The following is a 20235-nucleotide window of genomic DNA, read 5'->3' as shown; positions in this document are numbered from 1 at the left end:
GGGAGTATTCATTATGGAAAGGGCGAGTGCAAGGGTCTAGGGAACCGCCGGACAACGAATGGAGAAATGCCATGACCAAGACCGTCCTCATCACCGGCTGCTCGACCGGCCTCGGCAGGCTGGCGGCGCGCCATTTCGCGGCGCGCGGCTGGAACGTCGTCGCGACGATGCGCCGGCCCGAGACCACGCTCGCGGACGAATTTCCCGACAGGGTCGCCGTGACGGCGCTCGACGTCGCCGACCCCGACAGCATCCGATCCGCCATCGAGGCGGGCACGGACCGCTTCGGCGGGATCGACACCGTCGTCAACAATGCCGGCGTCACCATGCTGTCGATCTTCGAGGCGACGCCGGAACACGCGGCGAGGCGGATTTTCGAGACCAACCTGTTCGGCGCGATGAACGTGATCCGCGCCGCACTGCCGGCCCTGCGCACACGGGGCGGCGGAACCATCGTCAATGTGAGCTCGGGCGTGGGCTATGCCGCGGTGCCGCTGCTGTCGCTCTACGTCGCCTCCAAGCACGCGCTGGAGGGCCTGTCGGAATCGCTTTCCTACGAACTGGAATCGCAAAACGTGAGGATCAAGCTGGTCGAGCCGGGCGCCATGCGCGACACCGCCTTCACCGCAAGCGGCATGGCCGCCTCGCAGGAGGCCCCCGTGCCGGACGGCTACAGGGCCTATTTCGACCACGCGCTGACGGCGATGCTGGACTATCCCTTCGCGTCGACCGAGGAGAGCGCCGTCGCCGACACGATCTGGCGCGCGGCGAACGACGCCTCGCGGCGCCTGCGCTATCCAGTGGGACCCGACGTGGAGGAATATGCGCGGCTGCGCTGGACGACGTCGGAAGACGACTATCTCGCGGCCATGAGCCGCCTGACCGGACAGGACGCCTGGCGCAACGCGACCGGCGCCCGATAGCTGGTGGCGGGAGCGGCGGGCCGGCTGTAAGGTGCCCCCGCCGGATGGGCCGGCGGGAGAAAGCCGATGGGCACGGTGCCGCCGGTCTGCGATTTCGGATGGAAGGCCGTGGACGCGACGCTGCCCGGCGTCGACGGCGAGGCGCACCGCATCTTCGACCATGCCGGACCCAACGGCCTGGTCGTCGCCTTCATCTGCAACCACTGCCCCTATGTGAAGGCCGTGGTGAAGCGGATCGTGCGGGACGCAGAGGATCTCAAGGCGCACGGCGTCGGCTTCGTGGCGATCAATTCGAACGACGCCGGCAGCCACCCGGAAGATTCCTTTCCGCGCATGCAGGAGTTCGCCGCAGCGCACCGCTTTTCCTTCCCCTATCTCCACGACGAGGACCAGTCGGTGGCGCGCGCCTATGGCGCCGCCTGCACGCCGGACTTCTTCGGCTTCAACGGCAGGCTGGAACTGCAGTATCGCGGGCGGCTGGACGCCTCGCGCAAGGAGGCCGACCAGCCTGGCCTGCGCCGCGACCTCTACGAGGCGATGACGCTGGTGGCGCGCACCGGCGAGGGGCCGCGCGAGCAGGTGGCGTCGATCGGCTGTTCCATCAAGTGGAAGTGAGAAGCCGCGCCGCGCAAGGGCCCGCCGCCGGCGGTGATGACATTGTCATGCATCGGCACTAGGGTGACGCAAGGGCATCCGCTCTTGATCGGATGGGCCGCCTTGCGGTCCTGCCCGGCCGGGCCGGACGTTGTCGCGGCCCGACCTTTTGCTGCACCACGTCCTTGCCGCCCGCGCATGGTGGGCGGCCACCCAGGCAAACCATCAGGGAGACTCGAGATGATCCGGCTTACGGCGTTCCTAGGTTCTATGCTGCTTGTCGCGCAGACGGCTTCGGCCCAGGCGCCGATCCCCGAATCCCTCGTGACGCCCGACAAGGTGGACACACGCGTCGGAACGCTCGAGTTCAAGGACGGGGTTCCCAGCGCCGACAGCGCGGCGAAGCTCTACGACAACCTCGACTTCACCTATGCCTACCGCGCCTTCATGGACAACCTGCGCGGCGTCAGCATCCACTCGCTGAAGAAGGGCATGCAGGACATCGGCATGAAGGAGAACGAGGTGCTCGTCTTCTCCGACCTGATGGACGCCAAGTCGCTGTTCCTGACGGCCAACGCCGACACCATCTATGTCATGGGTTATCTCGACGTCTCCAAGGGGCCGGTGGTGCTGGAGACCCCGCCGAAGTTCCTCGGCGCGGTGCAGGACGCCTGGTTCCGCTGGGTGATCGACGTCGGCGCGCCCGGCCCCGACCGCGGCGAGGGCGGCAAGTACCTGATCGTGGGGCCCGACTATGACGGGCCGCTGCCGGCGGGCGGCTTCTACGTCGCCAGGGCGCGGACCAACACCATCCTGTGGTTCGGCCGGTCGTTCCTGGAGAACGGCAGCGACCCCAAGCCGGTGGTGGAAACGATCAAGGGCGCCACCAAGGTCTATGCCTACGAGCCCGGCGGCGTCGGCACCCCGATCGCCGACTTCCTGGCCGGCAAGGCCAAGCTCGGCCGCATCGAACCGCCGCCGGCCACGGTGTTCCACGAAGGCACGGGCAAGGTGATGAACACCGTCCCGCCCAACGACTGGACGTTCTACGAAGCGCTGAACGAGATCGTGCAGAGCGAGCCGGCGACCGCGCTCGACCCCGAACTGATGGGACCGGTGGCGGCGATCGGCATCGTCAAGGGCAAGCCGTTCGCGCCGGACGATCGAATGAAGGCGATCATGACCGACGCGCTGGCGCTGGCCAACGCCACCTCGCGCGCGCTGTTCACCAGTCCGCGCGATCCGGCCTGGTACTACTACCCGGATTCGTCCTGGTTCAACTTCCTGTTCCAGACCGGCTACGAGTTCGAGACGCCGATCCCGGAGATCACCGCCGAGGGCGTGAAGCCCTATCCGCCGACCGGCTACCGGACGATGGACGCGCGCACCAACTTCTTCTACGGCGTGACCGGCATCACCCCCGGCATGGCGATGCGGCTGACCGGCATCGGCTCGCAATATCTGCTCGCCGTGGCGGACGCCGCCAAGAACCATTTCGACGGCGCCAAGACCTACAAGGTGACGCTGCCGAAGGGCATTCCGGAGGCGAACTTCTGGTCGTTCACCGTCTACGACAACATGACCCGCTCGATGCTGGACACGCCGCAGCGCTACCCGCGCGCCGGCAGCCAGAGCTTCCCGTCGCCGGCGGCGGAGGCGGCGGCCGACGGCTCGACGACGATCTGGTTCGCGCCCGCGCAGCCGGACAGCGTGGCGCGCGGCAACTGGATCCAGACCGACCCGAACAAGGGATGGTTCACGATCCTGCGCCTCTACAGCCCGCTCCAGCCCTTCTTCGACAAGAGCTGGCGGCCAAGCGAGATCGAACTGGTGAACTGAGCGCGGACCTGAGCCTGCGCGGACCGGCCGTGAGGGTCCGTGGAAGGCAGAAATCGGGACGCGGTTTCCCGCGTCCCGACATGGCTGGCGGCATCACCCGCAGGCGGGCAGCCGTGGGTAATGCGCCTACTCCTGCGTGGTGGCCGCGGCGTTTTCGGCCTCGATGATGCCGCGCATCTGATCGATCTTGCCGATGTTCTCCTCGCCGACGCCCAGGACTTCCTTTGCCCACGCCATCACGTCGTCGTTGACGGTCTTGTTGGACATGCTTTCCAGCGCCGCCTGAAGCGAGGCGTCGTCGGTGCCGGCCGCGGCGGTCTCGGCAGCCTGCTGCGCCTCGGTCGCCTCCTGCTGGGCAGCGGTGACCTCGGCTTCCTTCTGCGGAATCGCGGTCGTCAGTTCGGCGATGCGCGCATCGCGCGCGACCTGGTCCTCGGCCGAGAGGGCGTCGATCTCCTCCTGGGTCATGGCGTTCAGGTCGCCGAGTTCCGTGTTCATCGCGTCGAGTTCCTGTTGCGCGGCGACCGCCCTGGCTTCGGCCGCCTGGGCTTCCGCCACCGCGATCTCGTAGTTGGCGGAGGCCACCACGAAGGCCTGCACCGCCGCGAATTTGGGGCTCTTGGCGTTGATGTAGGCGTTGATGTTGCGCTTCAGCGAGTTCAGCGAACCGAGCTGGGCGTTCAGGTTCTTCTCCTTGGCGACCGCCGCGACCTTCTGCTGCTTGGCGGCAGACTTCAGCGCGCCCTGGCTGGACTTGCTCTTCTGCGTGGCGGAGGCCGACTTGCCGTTCGACGCGCTGCTCTTGCCGGAGGCGCTGTTGCCGCTGCTCTTGCCGCCGCCACCATTGCCGCCGCCGTTTCCGTTACCCCCGCCGTTTCCGCCGCCGCCACCGTTGCCGCCGCCGTTTCCATTGCCCCCACCGTTTCCGTTGCCGGCAAACGCCTGATCGGAGCCGATTCCGTCCAGGGTCAAGGTCAACGGCAAGGCTGCGAGGGCGATGCCGCACAGCGCGGCAAGCATGGCGGTTCTCGTTTTATGCATCTGAAGCGTTCCTCATGATCAAGTGCAAAACAAAGCCCCCACGAATCACAACCGAGCCGTGCAATGCGGCCGAATGCGGTCCGGTCGACGAATACAGTCTCAGCAAGCGTTCAATTTTGGCGACGGGCTGACATCATCAGCATGTGGTTGGGTTCAAGACGCGCCGCGCCGGTTCGCCGGACGGCTGCCGACGCGGGCTGGACAAACCATGGCAGACGGAGGTTTAGCGGATGTTCCAGAGGACGTTAAAATTCGAACGATCGCGTCGGGGCGACGTCGGTCCCAGGTGCGCGGCCCTTCCCCCGGGGCAATGGTCTAGCGCGAGCGAAAATGCTTCGGCCGCAGGCGGGACGGAAGCAGCCGGACCAGCCGAAGCCATAGCCGCCGGGCCGGCGTCGCCCAGTCATGCAGCAGGAACGCGGCCTGCGGGTTGCGGTCCGAGAGGTCGAATGCGGCCTGCCAGCCGATGAACGCGACCAGCGACCTGCGCATGGCGACGCGGGGCACCATGTGCTCCAGACCCGGCGCGATGGCGCACCAGCGGTCGGCCAGCGCCTCTCGTATCGCCTTGCCCGTGTCAGGCCGCGTGGCCCCCAGGGGGGCGTTCGAGCCGATGATCCGTCCGTCCGCCCACCCGTTCTTCGGGTGCAGCCGGTAGCTGCCGAGCACCTGTTCGATGCGCACCGAACCGCCCAGCATATGCGCGGCGAAGGCCAGGTATTCGTCGGCGCACATCCGGATGCGATCCGGGTCCGGGACACGGATGATCGAAAGCACGTCGCGTCGGAACATCATGCCCGACGTCGACGACCACAGCCAGCCGGACACCTCCCGGTCGACGAAGACGAGCTTTGCTGCGCCATGCTCGACCTCCTTGTACTTGCCGGTTGCCCGCGCGCTCCTTCGCGGGTCGCCAAGCCGGAAGCTGGGATAGCCGCCGGCAAGCATGACGCCGGAACTGTCCATCAGAAGTTGGTCGGAACTCGACATGGCTGCGGTGCCCACGGTCGAGAGGTGGGTCCTCACGTGGCATTCCAGGAAGCGAGGGTGCCAGACGTCGTCGCCGTCGAGGAAAGCCGCCAGCGGCGCATCGGTCGCGTCGAGGCCGGCCATCATCGTCGCCATCTGCCCGCGGTTCACCGACTGTGTCAGCAAACGGAATCGGCTGTCGCCCATCTCGTCCAGGCATGCCTGGATGCGGCTGCGCGAATCATCCGTTGACATGTCGTCGACGACGACACATTCAAACGCGCCGTAGCTTTGCGCCGCCACCGACCGGATGGCGGCCTCGATGAAGGCCTCCTGGTTGAAGCAGGGAATGGTGACCGAAACCAGGGGCAGATGCAGGTGGGAGCCGGAATTGGCCGGAAGGATGTCCGCGCCGTCCATGGGCGCCCGAGCGTCGCGCAAGGAACCGTTCGCCGGCCTTGGCGCCGGTTCGACAGTGCCGATCACCGTGAGGCCGGACGCATGCTGATCGTCAAGCATGGCTACCGGTCTCCTTCTGGCTGGGAGATCGCCAGGGCGGCGCTACGCCACGCCAAGGCGTTGCGGAAAGGATCATTGTCGCCAAGGTTGCAGCCGGTGGTGCAGGCGAGCGTGATCTGCGGCGACCCGCTCATATCGTATTCCGGCATGTCCGGCACGCCGCTCGGCCTGGCGAGCCACCTGCCTCGTCTTCAGCGCGGTCATCGTGCCTGGTTCCTCGTTTCGCCGACCTGGTCGATCGAAGATCGGGCCCATGCCAAGCACATACGCACCTATGCCATATTCCACCGTTTGCGAAACCCCTCGCATCGCCTCTTGTTCATGGGCAATACGCAGGCCGAGGTCGACCTGCTGCACGAAGCCGGCGAGGCCGCCGTCCTGCACAACAAGACCTCTGCCGTTTCGGAGCAGGTGTTTCGGCCGCTCGAGGGAGCGGCTGTCGCATTCGACGCCATCTACAACGCGCAACTCGCGCCGTGGAAGCGCCACGAACTTTCGCTTGGCGTCGAGCGCTGCGCATTTCTCTTTTATCGCGACAAGGCGACGACGCAGAGCGAAAGGGCGCTGATCGAGCGCCATGCCAGGCTGGCGCCGGGCCATGCCTTTCTCAATGGATTCGGCGACGATGGGCGTCCCGTCCGCATGGACGCGGTCGCGGTGAACCGGCATCTCAACACCGCGGCCGTCGGTCTATGCCTGTCCGAGGTGGAGGGGCCGATGTTCGCCTGCACCGAATACCTGCTGGCCGGCCTTCCCGTTCACGACGCCGAACCGCGGCGGCCGCGACGGCTATCTCGACGACGACTTCTGCCTGACGGTTCCGGCCGATCCCCGCTCGGTTGCCGAGGCGGTCTCGGCGCTGAAGGGGCGGCGCATTCCGCACGCGGCCATCAGGGAGAGAACGCTGGCGCGGCTGACCAGCGACCGCGACCGCTTCACCGGCCTTCTGAACGCAATCCTCGACGAGTGCGGTTCGCCGGCGCGGATTGGAACGCCCTGGCCGTTCAGGCATCCCGTCATGGAGTGGCTGCCGCCGGCGGTGGCGGTCGAGCGCGCGCTTGCCGGCGTTGCCGATGCCTGGCGCGCGCCGGAAGACCCGTTCGGTCCTCCGGCCGGCCGGTAGCGGTCCTAGCTGCCCAGACCCTCGAACAGCACGGTCGAGAGATAGCGCTCGGCGAAGGAGGGGATGACGACGACCATCGTCTTGCCGGCGTTTTCAGGACGCGAGCCGACCACCGTTGCGGCCTGCAGCGCGGCCCCCGACGAGATGCCGACCGGCACGCCTTCCAGCCGCGCCACCAGGCGGGCGTTGGCGACGGCGTCGTCGTTGGAGACGGTAACGACCTCGTCATAGACCGAGGTGTCGAGGATCTTCGGCGCGAAGCCGGCACCGATGCCCTGGATCTTGTGCGGGCCGGGCTGGCCGCCCGACAGCACCGGCGATGCCTCGGGCTCGACCGCGATGACCTGCAGCGACGGCTTGCGCGCCTTGATGACCTGCCCGACGCCGGTGATCGTGCCGCCGGTGCCGATGCCCGACACCAGGATGTCGACCTTGCCGTCGGTGTCGTTCCAGATCTCCTCGGCCGTCGTCTTGCGATGGATTTCGGGATTGGCGGCATTCTCGAATTGCTGCGGGATGACCGCGCCCTCGATGGTGGCGGCCAGTTCGTCGGCCTTGGCGATCGCGCCCTTCATGCCTTTGGGCCCCTCGGTCAGGACCAGTTCGGCGCCGAGCAGCATCAGCATCTTGCGGCGCTCGAGCGACATCGTCTCGGGCATGGTGAGGATCAGCTTGTAGCCTTTCGCCGCGGCCGCGAAGGCGAGCGCGATGCCGGTGTTGCCGGAGGTCGGCTCGATCAGCGTGTTGCGGCCGGGCGCGATCCTGCCCTGGGCCTCGAGCGCCTCGATCATGGCGACGCCGATGCGGTCCTTGACGCTGGCGATCGGGTTGAAGAATTCGAGCTTGGCGAGGAGGTCGGCGACGATGCCCTTCTCCTTCGCGAACTTGTCGAGCCTGACCAGCGGCGTGTCGCCGATCGTCTCGGTGATCGAGTTGTAGATGCGTCCGCGGCCGGGAACGTCTGGCTTGCTCATCGAAGGCTCCTCTTCAGAGCGCCGGCCCGAGGCGCCACGGTGGGCTTGCTGCGGGGTTGCGCTCTCGATCTGACATTGCGCACCGCCGCGAGACATGTCCCCGCCCGCAGATGCTCGCGCGACCATAAAGCGGCGGGGCGGAAAATCCGAGTGGGGCGCATATCGAAAAGCGTCAGGTTAGGGATTCTCGTTCCGGGAAGGCGGCATTTCCAGGAATGATTTGGCGCAGATTCGCTAGTGGCGAGCGGCAATGGCCAGTGCGGCGCCGGCCATGAAGGTCGCGGCGGTGCGGTTCAGCGCCTTGAGCGCGCGCGGCGTCCGCAGCAACCAGCGCGCCTTGGCGGCCAGTGCAAGGTAGGGCACCAGCACGACCAGCAGCACGACGATGGTGATCAGCGCCAGCATGCCGTATTCGGCAATTGTCACCGTTCGGAGATCGACGATGGTGGGGGTGATGGCGAGGTAGAAGATCATCGTCTTCGGGTTGCCGAGCGTGACGGTGAGGCCGGCGAGGAAGCTGGTGACGAACCCGCCTTTCGCCGTCCTGGCCTCGACCGCCTGGGCAGTGATCCCGCTGTTCCAGAAGCTCCAGGCCAGCCAGGCGAGATAGGCGCAGCCAGCCCACTTGATGGCGAGGAAGACCATGCCGAAGGTCTGCGCCACGATAGCGAGCCCGAGCATCACGGCGGTGAGGTAGACGAGGTCGCCGACGATGAGGCCGAGCGACATGTACAGCGCGGATCGGAAGCCCGAGCCGAGCGCGCGCGCGACCAGAGCCGTCAGCCCGGGACCGGGAATGGCGGCAGCCAGCGCAAGCGCGCCGCTGTAGGCGATGAATCCGGCGAGCGTCATGCGTGATCCCAGGACTGAGGTGCGGCTCTTAGCAGGTTGCGCCCGCCTGCTCACACGAATTCCGTCAATCGATGCATCAGGGCCGCTGATGAGATGCCGCGGAAGAAGCGACGAGCGACCGTCGTTAGCTGCAGGTGGGGGCACAAGAGCGAGGCGCACGGATGTCGCGCGGCACGGCCTACGACCCGGTATCGATCGCCTTCCACTGGACGATCGCGGCGCTGTTTCTCGGCCAGATGGCGCTTGGCCTGTCGATGGAGCGCGTGAAGAGCATGGCGCTGCAGTTCGAACTGATCCAGTGGCACAAGTCGTTCGGCTTCCTGATCCTGGTACTGGCATCGCTGAGGCTCGGCTGGCGCATCGCAGCCGGCGCGCCGGCGCCCGACGCCGGGCTCGGCGCGGTCGAGCGGCGGGCCGCGGCCCTGGTGCAGGGCGCGCTGCTTGCGCTGACGCTGATGGTGCCGGCCGCCGGCTGGGCGCTCGCTTCGACCTCGACGCTCGGCATACCGAGCTTCGCCTTCAACCTGGTGATCGTTCCACCCCTGCCGCTGACGCCGTCGGCTCCGGCCGAGGCTTTCTGGCGGCAGGCGCACAAACTGCTCGCCTATGCGGCGCTGGCGCTCGTCGCCGGCCACGCGGCGGCGGCGCTTCGACACCATCTGCTGCTGCGCGACGCGGTGCTCGCCCGCATGCTGCCCGGCCTGTCGCCGCGACCCGCCAAGCCGGGCGATCCGCAGCCGAGCCGAAGGACCAGCCGCGATGCATGATCCCCGCCCTGGAAGAACCCTCGCTGTCGGCCTCGCAACCCTGTTGCTGTCGGGAGCGCTCGCCGCGTTCCAGGCTTCGGGCGCCATGGCGGCCGATGCGCTGTCGCAGGCCGCCGGCAGCTACAGCATCGATGGATCGTCGTCGATCCGCTTCGCCGTCGATCAGGTCGGCGGCGGCGGCATCAGGGGCAGCTTCGCCAGCTACAAGGGCAGCTTCCGCATCGACGGCGGCAATGTCGGCAAGTCGAGCGTGGCGATCACCCTCTATCCAGGAAGCGTGCGGGCGAACGAACGGCGCGTCGAGGACTTCCTGCAGTCGGACGCGGTCTTCGACGTGGCCGACTATCCCGAGATCACCTTCCGCTCGACGGCGGTGACGCGAACCGGGGCCTCGACGGCCCGCATAGACGGCATACTGACGGCGCGCGGGCATGCGCGCCCGGCCATGTTCCTGGCGACCGTCGGCCGCCAGAGCGGCGGCGGCATTTCCTTCCACGTCACGGGCGCGATCTACCGCTCGCCCTATGGCATGGGCGTCGGCACGCCGATCTATTCCAACCTCGTCCAGTTCGACATGACGCTGAACGGCACGCGCAACTAGTGGGCGGCCGCGACGCGGTCGGCTGCGAACTGGCGGACTTTCTCCACCATGAAGGAATGGAACGGATTCCAGCGCTGTCGCGTCATCATGGTCGGCGGGATGGAGAGCGTGCCGTTCTCGCCGTGCAGCGCAAGCGTGCCGAGGCGGATACCGGGATTTTCGGACAGGCGGTCGTTGCCGTAGAGCGGGTCGTCAGGCGCGAAGGGCAGCGCGATGTGCGCGAGCGAATAGATGTTGGCGGGCCAGGCGAGGCCGAGCGGGGTCGTGCTGGCGGCTTCCTCGCCGGCGGCGCGGCTTTCCAGCACGACGTCGAAGGTGGTCGGGTCGCGGTTGGTGACGACGCCGGCCGCATAGGCCCGGGGCGGGCCGGACAGCACGTGCTCGAGGTCGATCTGCCGGGCGAGCAGCCCCTGTGCCTCGTAGATGCGGTTGACGTCGAAGACGACCAGTTCGTGCCGGCCTGCAGGCAGCCGCTCGAACAGCCCGGTGACGACGGCGTTGGCGACGACGGTCGCGTCGACGGCCGACTGGAAGGCGAGGATCGGCGCTACCTCGCCGAGCCGCCCGTCGGCGGCGAGCTGGTCGAGGCGGGTGCGCAGCTTCTGCGTCATCCGCCAGGCCTGTTCGCCGGCGTTGACCGCGAAGGAGTTGTACTTGAACGGGTCGAACTCGGGCAGCACCGAGCTCCATGCCAGCTTGTCGAGGCCGAGCAGGTCGCCCACCCGCGCCTGCCAGTTCGCATAGGCCGCGGCGCGGGTGACGGCGATCTCCGGCGAGATCAGGACGAGGCCGGCCGGCACCGGCAGGCTGGCGTCCTCCACCGCCTCGAGGTCGTAGTTCAGCGCCAGCGCCGCGCCGTTGGAGTAGCCGACGATGAGGACGGGCTTGTCGCCCATCACCGACTTCATGTGCCGCATGGCGAGCCGCACGGCCGCCGTCATGTCCTCGGCGCTGGTGTATTTCAGCGCGCTCGGCGCGGTGCCGTGGCCGGGAATGCGCAGGCCAAGCACATGCGCCCCGGCGCCGCGCAGCAGGGCGCCGAAGCCGCGCAGACTGTAGGGACTGTCTGAATAGCCGTGCAGCAGCAGCACGCCGAAGGCGGCGCCCGGGGTGGCGTATTCGAACGTCCGGTTCCAGTTGGGCTTCCAGATGTCGGGATCGGAGCGGCTGCCGGCGGTGTAGCGGTTGAACTGCGAACGCTCGTCCCTGTCGACCTTGTCGTAGACCTCGCGCCTGAGTTCGGCGAACAGCCGGTCCTCCAGCGCGCGATACTCCGCAAGCGTGGCGACATCGGACGACGCGGTGAACTCCTCGTCCAGGTCGGCGGTGTGCCAGACGCTGAGATCCGGCTTGGAGTTGACGTAGTAGATTGCGGCCCCGGCCAGCGCCACGAGCGCGCCGGAGGCGAACAGCAGGATCGCGTAGGAGGTGAAGAGCAGATAGCGCCAGAGCCGCCGCCGCACGGGAACCGACAGGTCGTCGAGGCGCGCGTCCATGCGCGTTCAGGCGGACGGGAATGCCGGAAGGCGGCGGCGCACGGCGCGACGCCTGTTCATTGCGGCGTTTCCGGAAAGCGCTCGTCCAGCTGCTTTTCCAGGGCGACGAGATCGTCCGGCAGCGGCATGCCCATGGCGCGCAGTTCGTTGAACATTTCGCGCAGGCGCTCGCGCACCTCGTGCTCGTCCTCCGGCTGGTTGACCATTTCCTCCAGGAGAAGGCCGATCTGTGCCTTGATCTGCTCGAGCGCCATGGTGTTCTCCAACGGTTTTCAGGGGGCATCCTACACGGGTTGCATGCCGCTCGCCATCACGCTGGAAGCGGGCGCGCAACCGCTGCCGGGCGGCGATCGCGGCGGCCGGACGTCGCGCATGGCGCCGTGCGGGGTCGACATTCGCGCCCGGCTTGTGTACCGGAGCCTCCCCGCATTGCGGGACAGCTCTTCACGACATGGCCCGGAACCACGCGATGCGACCCGCAATCGGCGGCATAGACTTTGGCACTTCCAACTCGACGGTCGGCGTGATCGAGAACGGGCAGCCGCGCCTGGTGCCGCTCGAGGAAAACCAGGTGACGCTGCCGAGCGCGGTGTTCTTCAACTTCGAGGACGGCCGCGCCCATTTCGGACGCCGCGGCATCGCCGACTACACCGACGGCGTCGAGGGCCGCCTGATGCGGGCGCTGAAGAGCGTGCTCGGCAGTTCGCTGGCGCACGAGAAGACGCGCATCAAGGCGCGGTCGATGGCCTTCACCGACATCATCGGCATGTTCCTGGCGCAGTTGAAGGCGCGCATGGAAGCGCATACGGGGATGCCGGCCGGCCCGGTGGTGTTCGGGCGCCCGGTGCAGTTCGTCGATGACGACGCCGAAGCCGACCGGATGGCGCAGGCGCAGCTCGAAAAGGCGGCGCGGGCGCAGGGTTTCGCCGACATCGCCTTCCAGTTCGAGCCGATCGCGGCGGCGCTCGACTACGAGCGGAGCGTGGCGCGCGAGGAACTGGCGCTGATCGTCGACATGGGCGGCGGCACGTCGGACTTCTCGGTGGTGCGCGTCTCGCCGGAGCGGGCCAATGCCGCCGACCGCAGCGGCGACATCCTGGCCAACCGCGGCGTGCATATCGGCGGAACCGACCTCGACCGGCTGCTCAGCCTCGACCGCGTGATGCCCGAACTCGGCTACCTCTCGCAGACGCGCGACGGCAAGCGCAACCTGCCGGCAGCCTATTTCGCCGACCTCGCGACCTGGCAGCGCATCAACCTCCTTTACACGCCCAAGGCGAGCTCCGATCTCAGCCAGTTGCGCTACGAGGCGGCCAGGCCGGACCTGGTCGACCGGCTGATCGCCATCGTCGAACACCGCTGGGGGCACGCGCTGGCCGGGCATGTGGAACGCGCCAGGATCGCGCTGACGACCGCGCCTTCCGCGCGCGTCGCGGTGTCCGTGCCCGGCGCGGAGTTCGGCGTCGAGCTGTCGCGCGAGGGCTTCGAGGCGACGGTGCACGGCACGGCGGAGCGCGTGGCGGACACGGTGACGGCGACGCTGCGCGACGCGGGGCTTGCGGGCGGCGACATCGCCACGGTGTTCCTGACCGGTGGATCGACCTCGACGCCGCTGGCGCGGCGCACGATCCTCGGCCTCGTGCCGCAGGCGCGGGTGGTCGAGGGCGACGTGTTCGGCAGCGTCGGGCTGGGGCTGGCGCTCGACGCCAGGCGCAAGTTCGGCTGAGGCGCGCGCCGGCGGCAGACTCGCCTATCTACCTTCAGCGCAGCATGCGCGAGACGATCTGCGCGGTATAGTCGACCATCGGCACGATCCGCGCGTAGTTGAGCCGGGTCGGGCCGATGACGCCGAGCGCGCCGATGACGCGGGCGTCCTTGTCGCGGTAGGGCGCGACGACCAGCGACGAGCCCGACAGCGAGAACAGCTTGTTCTCCGAGCCGATGAAGATGCGCACGCCCGAGCCCTGCTCGGCCAGCCCGAGCAGCTGGATGAGGCCGTCCTGGGTCTCGAGGTCCTCGAACAGGCGGCGCAGCAATTCGAGATCGGCCTGCGCTGTGATGTTCTCGAGCAGGTTGGCGCGTCCCCGCACGATGAGCCGCGCCGGCAGGCCGCTCTCGTTGCCTGCCCAGACCGCGAGACCCTTCTCGACGAGCCCCTGAGACAGCGCGTCGAGCGCGGTCCGCGTCTCCTCCTGGATGCGCGACAGCTCGGTGCGCGCCTCGGCCAGCGTCCGCCCGCGGATATGCGCGTTGAGGAAGTTCGAGGCCTCGTGCAATTGCGACGCGGTGGTGCCGGCCGGCAGGTCGACGACGCGGTTTTCGACGTCGCCGTTCTGCGAAACCAGCACGACCAGCGCGCGCGTCGGCTCGAGCGGGATGAACTCGATGTGCTTCAGCGCCACCTCGTTGGTGGCGGTGACGACGAGGCCGGCGCCACGCGACATGCCCGACAGCATCTGGCTGGCCTCGGTCAGCATCTGTTCCAGCGTCGCGCCGCTGCCCGACGCCTTGACCTGGGCCTCGATGACGCGGCGTTCCTCCTCGGAGAGGTCGCCGAGCTCCATGAAGGCGTCGACGAAGAAGCGCAGCCCCTGCTGCGTCGGCAGGCGGCCGGCGGAGACGTGCGGCGCGTAGATGAGGCCGAGCTGCTCGAGGTCGCTCATCACGTTGCGCACGGTGGCCGGCGAGAGCGAGGAAGGCAGCATGCGCGACAGGTTGCGCGAGCCGACCGGCTCGCCGTCCCGGAGATACGATTCGACGATGCGCCGAAAGATGTCGCGCGAGCGCATGTCGAGCGATTGCAGGGCGGGGTCGATCAAGGCCTTCGTCATGGTTCGCCTCCGGGTCCCAGATATAGACAGCCGGAGAAGGAACGCAAAGTCTTGGTAAGCATGCCCCACGGGCATGGTGGAAAGCCCGGGTTTTCCTTTGCGCTGCCGGCGGGCGGCGGGTAAAAGCCGCGCAAGACAGAAATTCAGCCCACGGAAAGAGCCTCAATGCGTCCATCCAAGCGCCAGTTCGACGAAATGCGCGCCATTTCCTTCGAGCGCAACGTCTCCAAGCATGCGGAGGGGTCGTGCCTGGTGAAGTTCGGCGACACGCATGTCCTGTGCACGGCGAGCCTGGAGGAGAAGGTGCCAGGCTGGATGAGGAATTCCGGCAAGGGCTGGGTGACGGCGGAATACGGCATGCTGCCGCGCTCGACCGGCGAGCGCATGCGGCGCGAGGCCTCGGCCGGCAAGCAGGGCGGCCGCACGCTGGAGATCCAGCGGCTGATCGGGCGATCCCTGCGCGCCGTCGTCGATCTCGGCGCGCTCGGCGAGCAGCAGATCACGGTCGACTGCGACGTGATCCAGGCCGACGGCGGCACCCGCACCGCCTCGATCACCGGCGGCTGGGTGGCGCTCCACGACTGCCTGCGCTGGATGGAGGCGCGCCAGATGGTGAGCGTGCAGAAGGTGCTGCGCGACCACGTCGCGGCGATCTCCTGCGGCATCCATGACGGACAGGCAGTGCTCGACCTCGACTATGTCGAGGATTCGGCGGCCGGAACGGATGCCAATTTCGTCATGACCGGCAAGGGCGGCATCGTCGAGATCCAGGGCACAGCCGAAGGGGTGCCGTTCTCGGAAGAAGAATTCGCCACGCTGATGGGGCTCGCCAAGAAGGGCATTTCACGGCTGGTCAGCCTGCAGCAGATGGCGGTCGCCTAGAAAGCCATCATGGCTGCGCGCTGCCACACACCCCTCCGGCCTGCCGGCCATCTGCCCCTCAAGGGGGAAGATCAGCCTTCAGTTCGGTCGCGAGGTTTCCGGCCATGAAACCCTCCGCAATCCTCGAATCGGCGCTCTACGTGACCGACCTCGATGCGGCGGAGGCGTTCTATCGCGACGTGATCGGGCTGGAGCGGATCGCCGGGGTCGACGGCCGGCACGTCTTCTTCCGCTGCGGGCAGGGCGTGCTCCTGCTGTTCAACGCCGACGCGACCAGGCACCAGCCGCCGCCTGACGCAAGACTGCCGGTGCCCAAGCACGGCACCGCCGGCGAGGGGCATCTGTGCTTCGCCGCAAGCGCCGGCGAGATCGAGCAATGGAAGCGCGCGCTGACGCAGCGCGGCGTCGCGGTCGAGGCCGACTTCGAATGGCCGAGCGGCGGTCGCTCGATCTATTTCCGCGATCCGTCCGGCAATTCGATCGAGTTCGCCGAACCGAAAATCTGGGGTTATTAGATGCGGCCACTGGAAGGCAGGAAGATCGTCGTCGCCAGCCACAATGCCGGCAAGCTCCGTGAGTTCGCCGACCTGATGGGGCCGTTCGGCCTGGAGGCGAAATCGGCCAAGGAATACGGCCTGCCCGAGCCAGAAGAGACCGGCACCACCTTCGAGCAGAACGCCTACATCAAGGCCTTCGCGGCCGCCGGCGCGACCGGGCTGCCGGCATTGTCGGACGATTCCGGGCTGGTGATCGACGCGCTCGGCGGACAGCCCGGCGTCTACACCGCCAACTGGGCGGAAAAGCCGGACGGCACCCGCGACTTCGGCATCGCCATGGCGCGGGCCGAAAAGGAGATGCAGGCGGCTGGCGCCAAGACGCCGGCCGAGCGCACCGGCCGCTTCGTCGCGGTCATCTGCCTTGCCTGGCCGGACGGCGAAGCCGAATATTTCCGTGGCGAGGCGGAGGGAACGCTTGTCTGGCCGCCGCGCGGCGATGCCGGTTTCGGCTACGATCCCGTTTTCCTGCCGCAGGGCCACGAGCGGACCTTCGGCGAGATGAGCGCCGAGGAGAAGCACGGCTGGAAGCCGGGACAAGCCGAGGCGCTGTCGCACCGTGCGCGGGCCTTCCAGAAGTTCGCGCGGGCGAAACTGGGATCGGCGTAGGCGACCGATGCCGGCGTTTGGAGCAAGGGCTACCCCCACCCCTGACACCTCCCCACAAGGGGGAGGGGGACCGCTTCCGGGCTGCGGGTTGGGCGCAGAGGGTTGTGCCGTGGCGTTGCGCGCGACGACGTTCCCCAGGGGTTCCAAGGGATGATCCTCGACCGCTCGCCCGGCTTCGGCGTCTATGTGCATTGGCCGTTCTGCGCGGCCAAGTGCCCCTATTGCGACTTCAACAGCCATGTCCGCCACCAGCCGGTCGACCAGGAGCGGTTCGCGCGCGCCTTCGAGACGGAACTGGCGACGATGCGCGAGCGGACCGGCCCGCGCGAGGTGACCAGCATCTTCCTCGGCGGCGGCACGCCGTCGCTGATGAAACCGGAGACGGTGGGCGCCGTGCTCGACGCGGTTGCCCGGAACTGGACGACGCCTGCCGGCATCGAGGTGACGCTGGAGGCGAACCCGTCGTCTGTGGAAGCGGAACGCTTTCTCGGCTACCGCGCGGCCGGCGTGAACCGGGTGTCGCTCGGCGTGCAGGCGCTGAACGACGCCGACCTGCGGTTCCTCGGCCGTCTGCACACTGTCGAGGAGGCGCTCAACGCGATCGAACTGGCGCGCGCGACCTTCCCGCGCCTGTCCTTCGACCTGATCTATGCGCGCCCCGGCCAGACGCCGGAGGCCTGGGCGGCGGAACTGGAGCAGGCGATCGGCCATGCCGCCGACCATCTGTCGCTCTACCAGCTGACGATCGAGGAAGGCACGCGCTTCCACGCGCTGCACGCGGCCGGAAAATTCCAGATCCCGGACGGCGAGGCGGCGGCCGACCTCTATGCGGTGACGCAGGAGGTGACGGCGGCGCGCGGGCTGCCTGCCTACGAGATCTCCAACCATGCGCGGCCCGGCGCCGAAAGCCGGCACAACCTGACCTACTGGCGCTACGGCGAATATGTCGGGGTCGGGCCGGGCGCGCACGGCCGCTTCGTCGAGAACGGCCGGCGCGTGGTGACGGTCGCCGAAAAGATGCCGGAAACCTGGGCGAACCTGGTCGAGGCGCGCGGCCACGGCGTCACCGGCGGCGAGCTGTTGACCCGCTCGGAGGAGGCCGACGAATTCCTGCTGATGGGGCTGAGGCTGGCGGAAGGCATCGACCTGGCGCGCTACGAGCAACTGTCGGGCAAGAGCTTTTCGCCCGCCAGGCTGTCGCTGCTGCAGGACGAGGGGCTGGTCGTTCCGGTCGGCAACTCCAGGCTGCGGGCAACGCCCGCGGGCATGATCATCCTCGACGCCGTGGTGGCCGACCTCGCGCGCTAGGCGCGACGCCTTGCGCCCGGCCGCCTTCCGGCGGCAGACTGGACCTCCCTTCGAAGGAGACATCCATGGTTCCGGCGCTTGATTCGTGGCAGTTCTGGGCAGTGCTGTCGGCGGTGTTCGCGGCGCTGACGGCGATCTTTGCGAAAGTCGGCCTCGAGAACGTCAATTCCGATTTCGCCACGCTGATCCGGACCGTGGTGATCCTGCTGGTGCTTGGCGCCATCGTGGCGGCGACCGGCCAGGCGCAGGCGCTCGGCTCGATCTCCGGCAGGACCTATGCGTTCCTCGTCCTGTCGGGGCTGGCGACCGGCGCCTCGTGGCTCTGCTACTTCCGCGCGCTGAAGCTGGGTAACGCCGCGCAGGTCGCGCCGGTGGACAAGCTAAGCGTCGTGCTGGTCGCGGTGTTCGGCGCGGTCTTCCTGGGCGAGCGGCTTGGCCCGGCCAACTGGCTTGGCGTCGCGCTGATCGCCGTCGGCGCGGTGCTGGTGGCGCAGCGCATGTGAGGGAGCGGCCTTCGCGGCCGTTCCTATCCGGGCCATGCACACGTCGAAACGATTCGGCAAAGCCCGCGCTCCGGCGTCAGTGGGCGACGATGCGGCGGTCGCGCCGCACGGTGGCGACGTGGCGCGGCGCTTCCTCCGGCAGGACGATCTCGTCCTGGTCGGAACGCTTCTGCCGGCTGGCGGACGACGGGCGCGGCTTCGACGCGGCCTCGCCGCCCTTCTCGCGACCCGCGTAGTAGGGCTCGAACGTGTCCTGGATGATCAGACTGGCCATTGCGTCCTCCCGAGACGTGATGCCCGTTAACCCGCAGGCGCAGGTTTCGTTCCGGACTGTGGCGAAGCGATGGCGGCACGGGGAGGAAATCCGGCCGGGCGCAAGGGGGCGCCCGGGCCGGGTCGTCGGTCTACCTGGCGGCGAGCAGGTCCTTGACGTTGAGCACGACGAATTCGTTGTCGTCGGTCTTGTCGAGGGCGCGGCCGGCCGAGAAGGGCAGGTTGTTGTCGTTGCCGACGACGATGCGTTCGCCGTCGATCAGGTCGACGTTCTCGATGGTGACGAAGGGCATGTCGTAGAAGCCCTCGCCGCCGCCCTGGCGCTTCCTGTTGTCGGGGTCCTTGATGTTCAGCAGGTCGACATAGCCGATCTTGCGGACGGCCTTGCCGGCGTTCTCGTCGGTCATCTCGATCTTGTAGATGCGCTTGACCGTGGACGGGACGGCGAAGCAGTCGGCCGCCGGGTTCGCCTTGTCGGCGCAGGCCTTGGCGGCGACGCCGGCGCCGTTGTCGCGCTCGATGACCAGCGCGGTGGTCTCGTCGATCATGTTGAAGTCGCCGATCGCCTCGCCGCCCTCGGCGAGCGGGTAGAGCCAGTTGCGGCCGGTCCAGGCCCTGGAGGCGACGTCGAACTCGATGACGCGCAGCACGGTGCGGCCGTCGTCGGCCTTCTCGACGCTGCCTTCCGCCGTGTAGAGCGGGCCTTCGAGCATGCCGTAGAGCTTGCTGCCGTCCTTCGACATGGCAAGGCCCTCGTAGCCGCCGGAACGCTTCAGGTTGAAGGCCGGCATCTTGGCGGCCGGGTTGCCAGGCAGCGCCAGCGTCGGGTTGTCGGGCGACAGCACCGGCTTGCCGTCAACCGCCGTGGCGATGACCTCGACGAGCTTGCCGGCCTGGTCGAACTTCAGGAGATAGGGGCCGAACTCCTCGCCCACCCAGAAGCCGTCGGCGACGGGCTGGATCGATTCGACGTCGAAGTCGGCGCCGGTCAGGTAGCGCGCGTCGCTGCCTTCCATGACGATCGGGAACGGGGCCTTGCGGTCGGGGTCGCTGAGGAACAGCGTCTCGAGGCGCTCGACCTTGCCGTTGTCCCAGTCGAACTTGACGTGGTGCAGCATCAGCATGGCGTCCGACGAGTTCATCTTGCTGCCGAAGCCGTTGTCCGACATCGACCAGAAGGTGCCGTCGGCCATCGTCTTGATGCCCGAGAAGCCCTGTACGGGCTGGCCGTCGAAGGGCAGCGAAAGACCGGTTTCGCGCACGCCGTCCTTGCCGGGGACGGAGCCGAGGCCGGTCGCGCGCAGGCGGTCGGGCGTCGTGAACTTGCCCGAGGTCTTCAGGTGCGCGGGCGCGTCGGCGGGCGCCGCGATGATGGTGTTGGCGGGCAGGATCGCGTGGCTTTCGAGCGTCGCGGGGAATTCCTTCTCCTCGGCCTGGGCCATGCCGGCGAAGAGGGCGCCGGCGGCAGTCGCGGACAGCAGGATCTTTCTCATGGTGGTGTCGTCTCCTTCGGGTTTGGACGGCCCCCGATAGGCGCGCCACATGACGCTGGCTTGAAGCGGCGGTGACGGTTTGGT

At 68.0% G+C, this 20235-nt stretch carries 21 protein-coding genes; 11 read left to right on the top strand and 10 right to left on the bottom strand.

The window, feature by feature from the left end; translation table 11 throughout:
* Window positions 1–71 precede the first annotated feature (71 nt).
* From ABUE31_RS14515 to ABUE31_RS14505, 3 genes are all read left to right on the top strand, one after another.
* Window positions 72–923 carry an SDR family oxidoreductase gene (locus tag ABUE31_RS14515; protein ID WP_367724363.1) on the top strand — a complete coding sequence of 284 codons (852 nt, stop codon included), beginning with the start codon at window positions 72–74 and terminating at the stop codon, window positions 921–923.
* Window positions 924–989: 66 nt separating this feature from the next.
* Complete coding sequence (locus ABUE31_RS14510; protein ID WP_367724362.1) at window positions 990–1538, top strand: thioredoxin family protein; 549 nt, start codon at window positions 990–992, stop codon at window positions 1536–1538.
* A 219-nt stretch (window positions 1539–1757) separates the two neighbouring features.
* Entirely contained in the window at window positions 1758–3356 is a 1599-nt protein-coding gene (locus tag ABUE31_RS14505) for a DUF1254 domain-containing protein (protein WP_367724361.1), read from the top strand.
* A 126-nt stretch (window positions 3357–3482) separates the two neighbouring features.
* Here ABUE31_RS14505 and ABUE31_RS14500 read toward each other — a convergent pair whose 3' ends face one another.
* From ABUE31_RS14500 to ABUE31_RS14480, 5 genes are all read right to left on the bottom strand, one after another.
* Window positions 3483–4397, bottom strand: coding sequence for a hypothetical protein (locus ABUE31_RS14500; RefSeq protein ID WP_367724360.1), 915 nt, complete (start codon window positions 4395–4397; stop codon window positions 3483–3485).
* Between the two features lie 315 nt (window positions 4398–4712).
* Window positions 4713–5885: a glycosyltransferase family 2 protein gene (locus ABUE31_RS14495; protein WP_367724359.1), complete on the bottom strand. Its 1173-nt coding sequence runs from the start codon at window positions 5883–5885 to the stop codon at window positions 4713–4715.
* A gap of 72 nt (window positions 5886–5957) precedes the next feature.
* Window positions 5958–6554 carry a hypothetical protein gene (locus tag ABUE31_RS14490; RefSeq protein WP_367724358.1) on the bottom strand — a complete coding sequence of 199 codons (597 nt, stop codon included), beginning with the start codon at window positions 6552–6554 and terminating at the stop codon, window positions 5958–5960.
* A gap of 459 nt (window positions 6555–7013) precedes the next feature.
* Window positions 7014–7982 carry a cysteine synthase A gene (cysK, locus tag ABUE31_RS14485; RefSeq protein WP_367724357.1) on the bottom strand — a complete coding sequence of 323 codons (969 nt, stop codon included), beginning with the start codon at window positions 7980–7982 and terminating at the stop codon, window positions 7014–7016.
* A 234-nt stretch (window positions 7983–8216) separates the two neighbouring features.
* Window positions 8217–8834 carry a LysE family translocator gene (locus ABUE31_RS14480; protein ID WP_367724356.1) on the bottom strand — a complete coding sequence of 206 codons (618 nt, stop codon included), beginning with the start codon at window positions 8832–8834 and terminating at the stop codon, window positions 8217–8219.
* Window positions 8835–8995: 161 nt separating this feature from the next.
* On the opposite strand from ABUE31_RS14480, the gene ABUE31_RS14475 reads away from it, so the two are divergent.
* Window positions 8996–9601, top strand: a complete 606-nt coding sequence (locus tag ABUE31_RS14475) for a cytochrome b (RefSeq protein ID WP_367724355.1) — start codon at window positions 8996–8998, stop codon at window positions 9599–9601.
* A complete protein-coding gene (locus tag ABUE31_RS14470) occupies window positions 9594–10202 on the top strand; it encodes a YceI family protein (RefSeq protein ID WP_367724354.1) in 609 nt (202 codons plus the stop codon). Before ABUE31_RS14475 ends, ABUE31_RS14470 begins: the two co-directional genes overlap by 8 nt.
* Here ABUE31_RS14470 and ABUE31_RS14465 read toward each other — a convergent pair.
* Window positions 10199–11698 carry an alpha/beta hydrolase gene (locus ABUE31_RS14465; RefSeq protein ID WP_367724353.1) on the bottom strand — a complete coding sequence of 500 codons (1500 nt, stop codon included), beginning with the start codon at window positions 11696–11698 and terminating at the stop codon, window positions 10199–10201. The two genes, ABUE31_RS14470 and ABUE31_RS14465, sit on opposite strands and share 4 nt — an antisense overlap.
* 56 nt (window positions 11699–11754) lie before the next feature.
* Window positions 11755–11952: a hypothetical protein gene (locus tag ABUE31_RS14460; protein WP_367724352.1), complete on the bottom strand. Its 198-nt coding sequence runs from the start codon at window positions 11950–11952 to the stop codon at window positions 11755–11757.
* 215 nt (window positions 11953–12167) lie between these two features.
* On the opposite strand from ABUE31_RS14460, the gene ABUE31_RS14455 reads away from it, so the two are divergent.
* Window positions 12168–13424, top strand: coding sequence for an Hsp70 family protein (locus ABUE31_RS14455; RefSeq protein ID WP_367724351.1), 1257 nt, complete (start codon window positions 12168–12170; stop codon window positions 13422–13424).
* A 34-nt stretch (window positions 13425–13458) separates the two neighbouring features.
* On the opposite strand, the gene hrcA is transcribed toward ABUE31_RS14455, so the two are convergent.
* Window positions 13459–14529 (bottom strand): heat-inducible transcriptional repressor HrcA, encoded by a 1071-nt coding sequence (gene hrcA / locus ABUE31_RS14450; protein ID WP_367724350.1) that lies wholly within the window; start codon window positions 14527–14529, stop codon window positions 13459–13461.
* A gap of 165 nt (window positions 14530–14694) precedes the next feature.
* Between hrcA and rph the strand changes: the two genes are divergently transcribed.
* The 5 genes from rph to ABUE31_RS14425 all read left to right on the top strand — a co-directional run bounded on the left by rph (window position 14695) and on the right by ABUE31_RS14425 (window position 18385).
* A complete protein-coding gene (gene rph / locus ABUE31_RS14445; protein ID WP_367724349.1) occupies window positions 14695–15411 on the top strand; it encodes a ribonuclease PH in 717 nt (238 codons plus the stop codon).
* Between the two features lie 104 nt (window positions 15412–15515).
* The gene (locus ABUE31_RS14440; RefSeq protein WP_367724348.1) at window positions 15516–15926 is read left to right on the top strand and encodes a VOC family protein; all 411 of its coding nucleotides are present in this window, start codon (window positions 15516–15518) and stop codon (window positions 15924–15926) included.
* The gene (gene rdgB, locus ABUE31_RS14435; RefSeq protein WP_367724347.1) at window positions 15927–16574 is read left to right on the top strand and encodes an RdgB/HAM1 family non-canonical purine NTP pyrophosphatase; all 648 of its coding nucleotides are present in this window, start codon (window positions 15927–15929) and stop codon (window positions 16572–16574) included.
* Between the two features lie 150 nt (window positions 16575–16724).
* Window positions 16725–17882 carry a radical SAM family heme chaperone HemW gene (gene hemW, locus ABUE31_RS14430; RefSeq protein WP_367724346.1) on the top strand — a complete coding sequence of 386 codons (1158 nt, stop codon included), beginning with the start codon at window positions 16725–16727 and terminating at the stop codon, window positions 17880–17882.
* A gap of 65 nt (window positions 17883–17947) precedes the next feature.
* Window positions 17948–18385, top strand: coding sequence for an EamA family transporter (locus ABUE31_RS14425; RefSeq protein WP_367724345.1), 438 nt, complete (start codon window positions 17948–17950; stop codon window positions 18383–18385).
* A gap of 76 nt (window positions 18386–18461) precedes the next feature.
* On the opposite strand, the gene ABUE31_RS14420 is transcribed toward ABUE31_RS14425, so the two are convergent.
* Together ABUE31_RS14420 and ABUE31_RS14415 are read right to left on the bottom strand one after the other, a co-directional pair.
* Window positions 18462–18659, bottom strand: coding sequence for a hypothetical protein (locus ABUE31_RS14420; RefSeq protein WP_367724344.1), 198 nt, complete (start codon window positions 18657–18659; stop codon window positions 18462–18464).
* A gap of 130 nt (window positions 18660–18789) precedes the next feature.
* A complete protein-coding gene (locus ABUE31_RS14415) occupies window positions 18790–20151 on the bottom strand; it encodes an esterase-like activity of phytase family protein (protein ID WP_367724343.1) in 1362 nt (453 codons plus the stop codon).
* Between the last annotated feature and the right edge of the window lie 84 nt (window positions 20152–20235).

The sequence above is a fragment of the Mesorhizobium marinum genome, assembly GCF_040813675.1.
GTDB lineage: Bacteria > Pseudomonadota > Alphaproteobacteria > Rhizobiales > Rhizobiaceae > Mesorhizobium_K > Mesorhizobium_K marinum.
The sequence above is the reverse complement of the archived record's forward strand: the minus strand, read 5'-3'. Positions and strand labels throughout refer to the sequence as shown.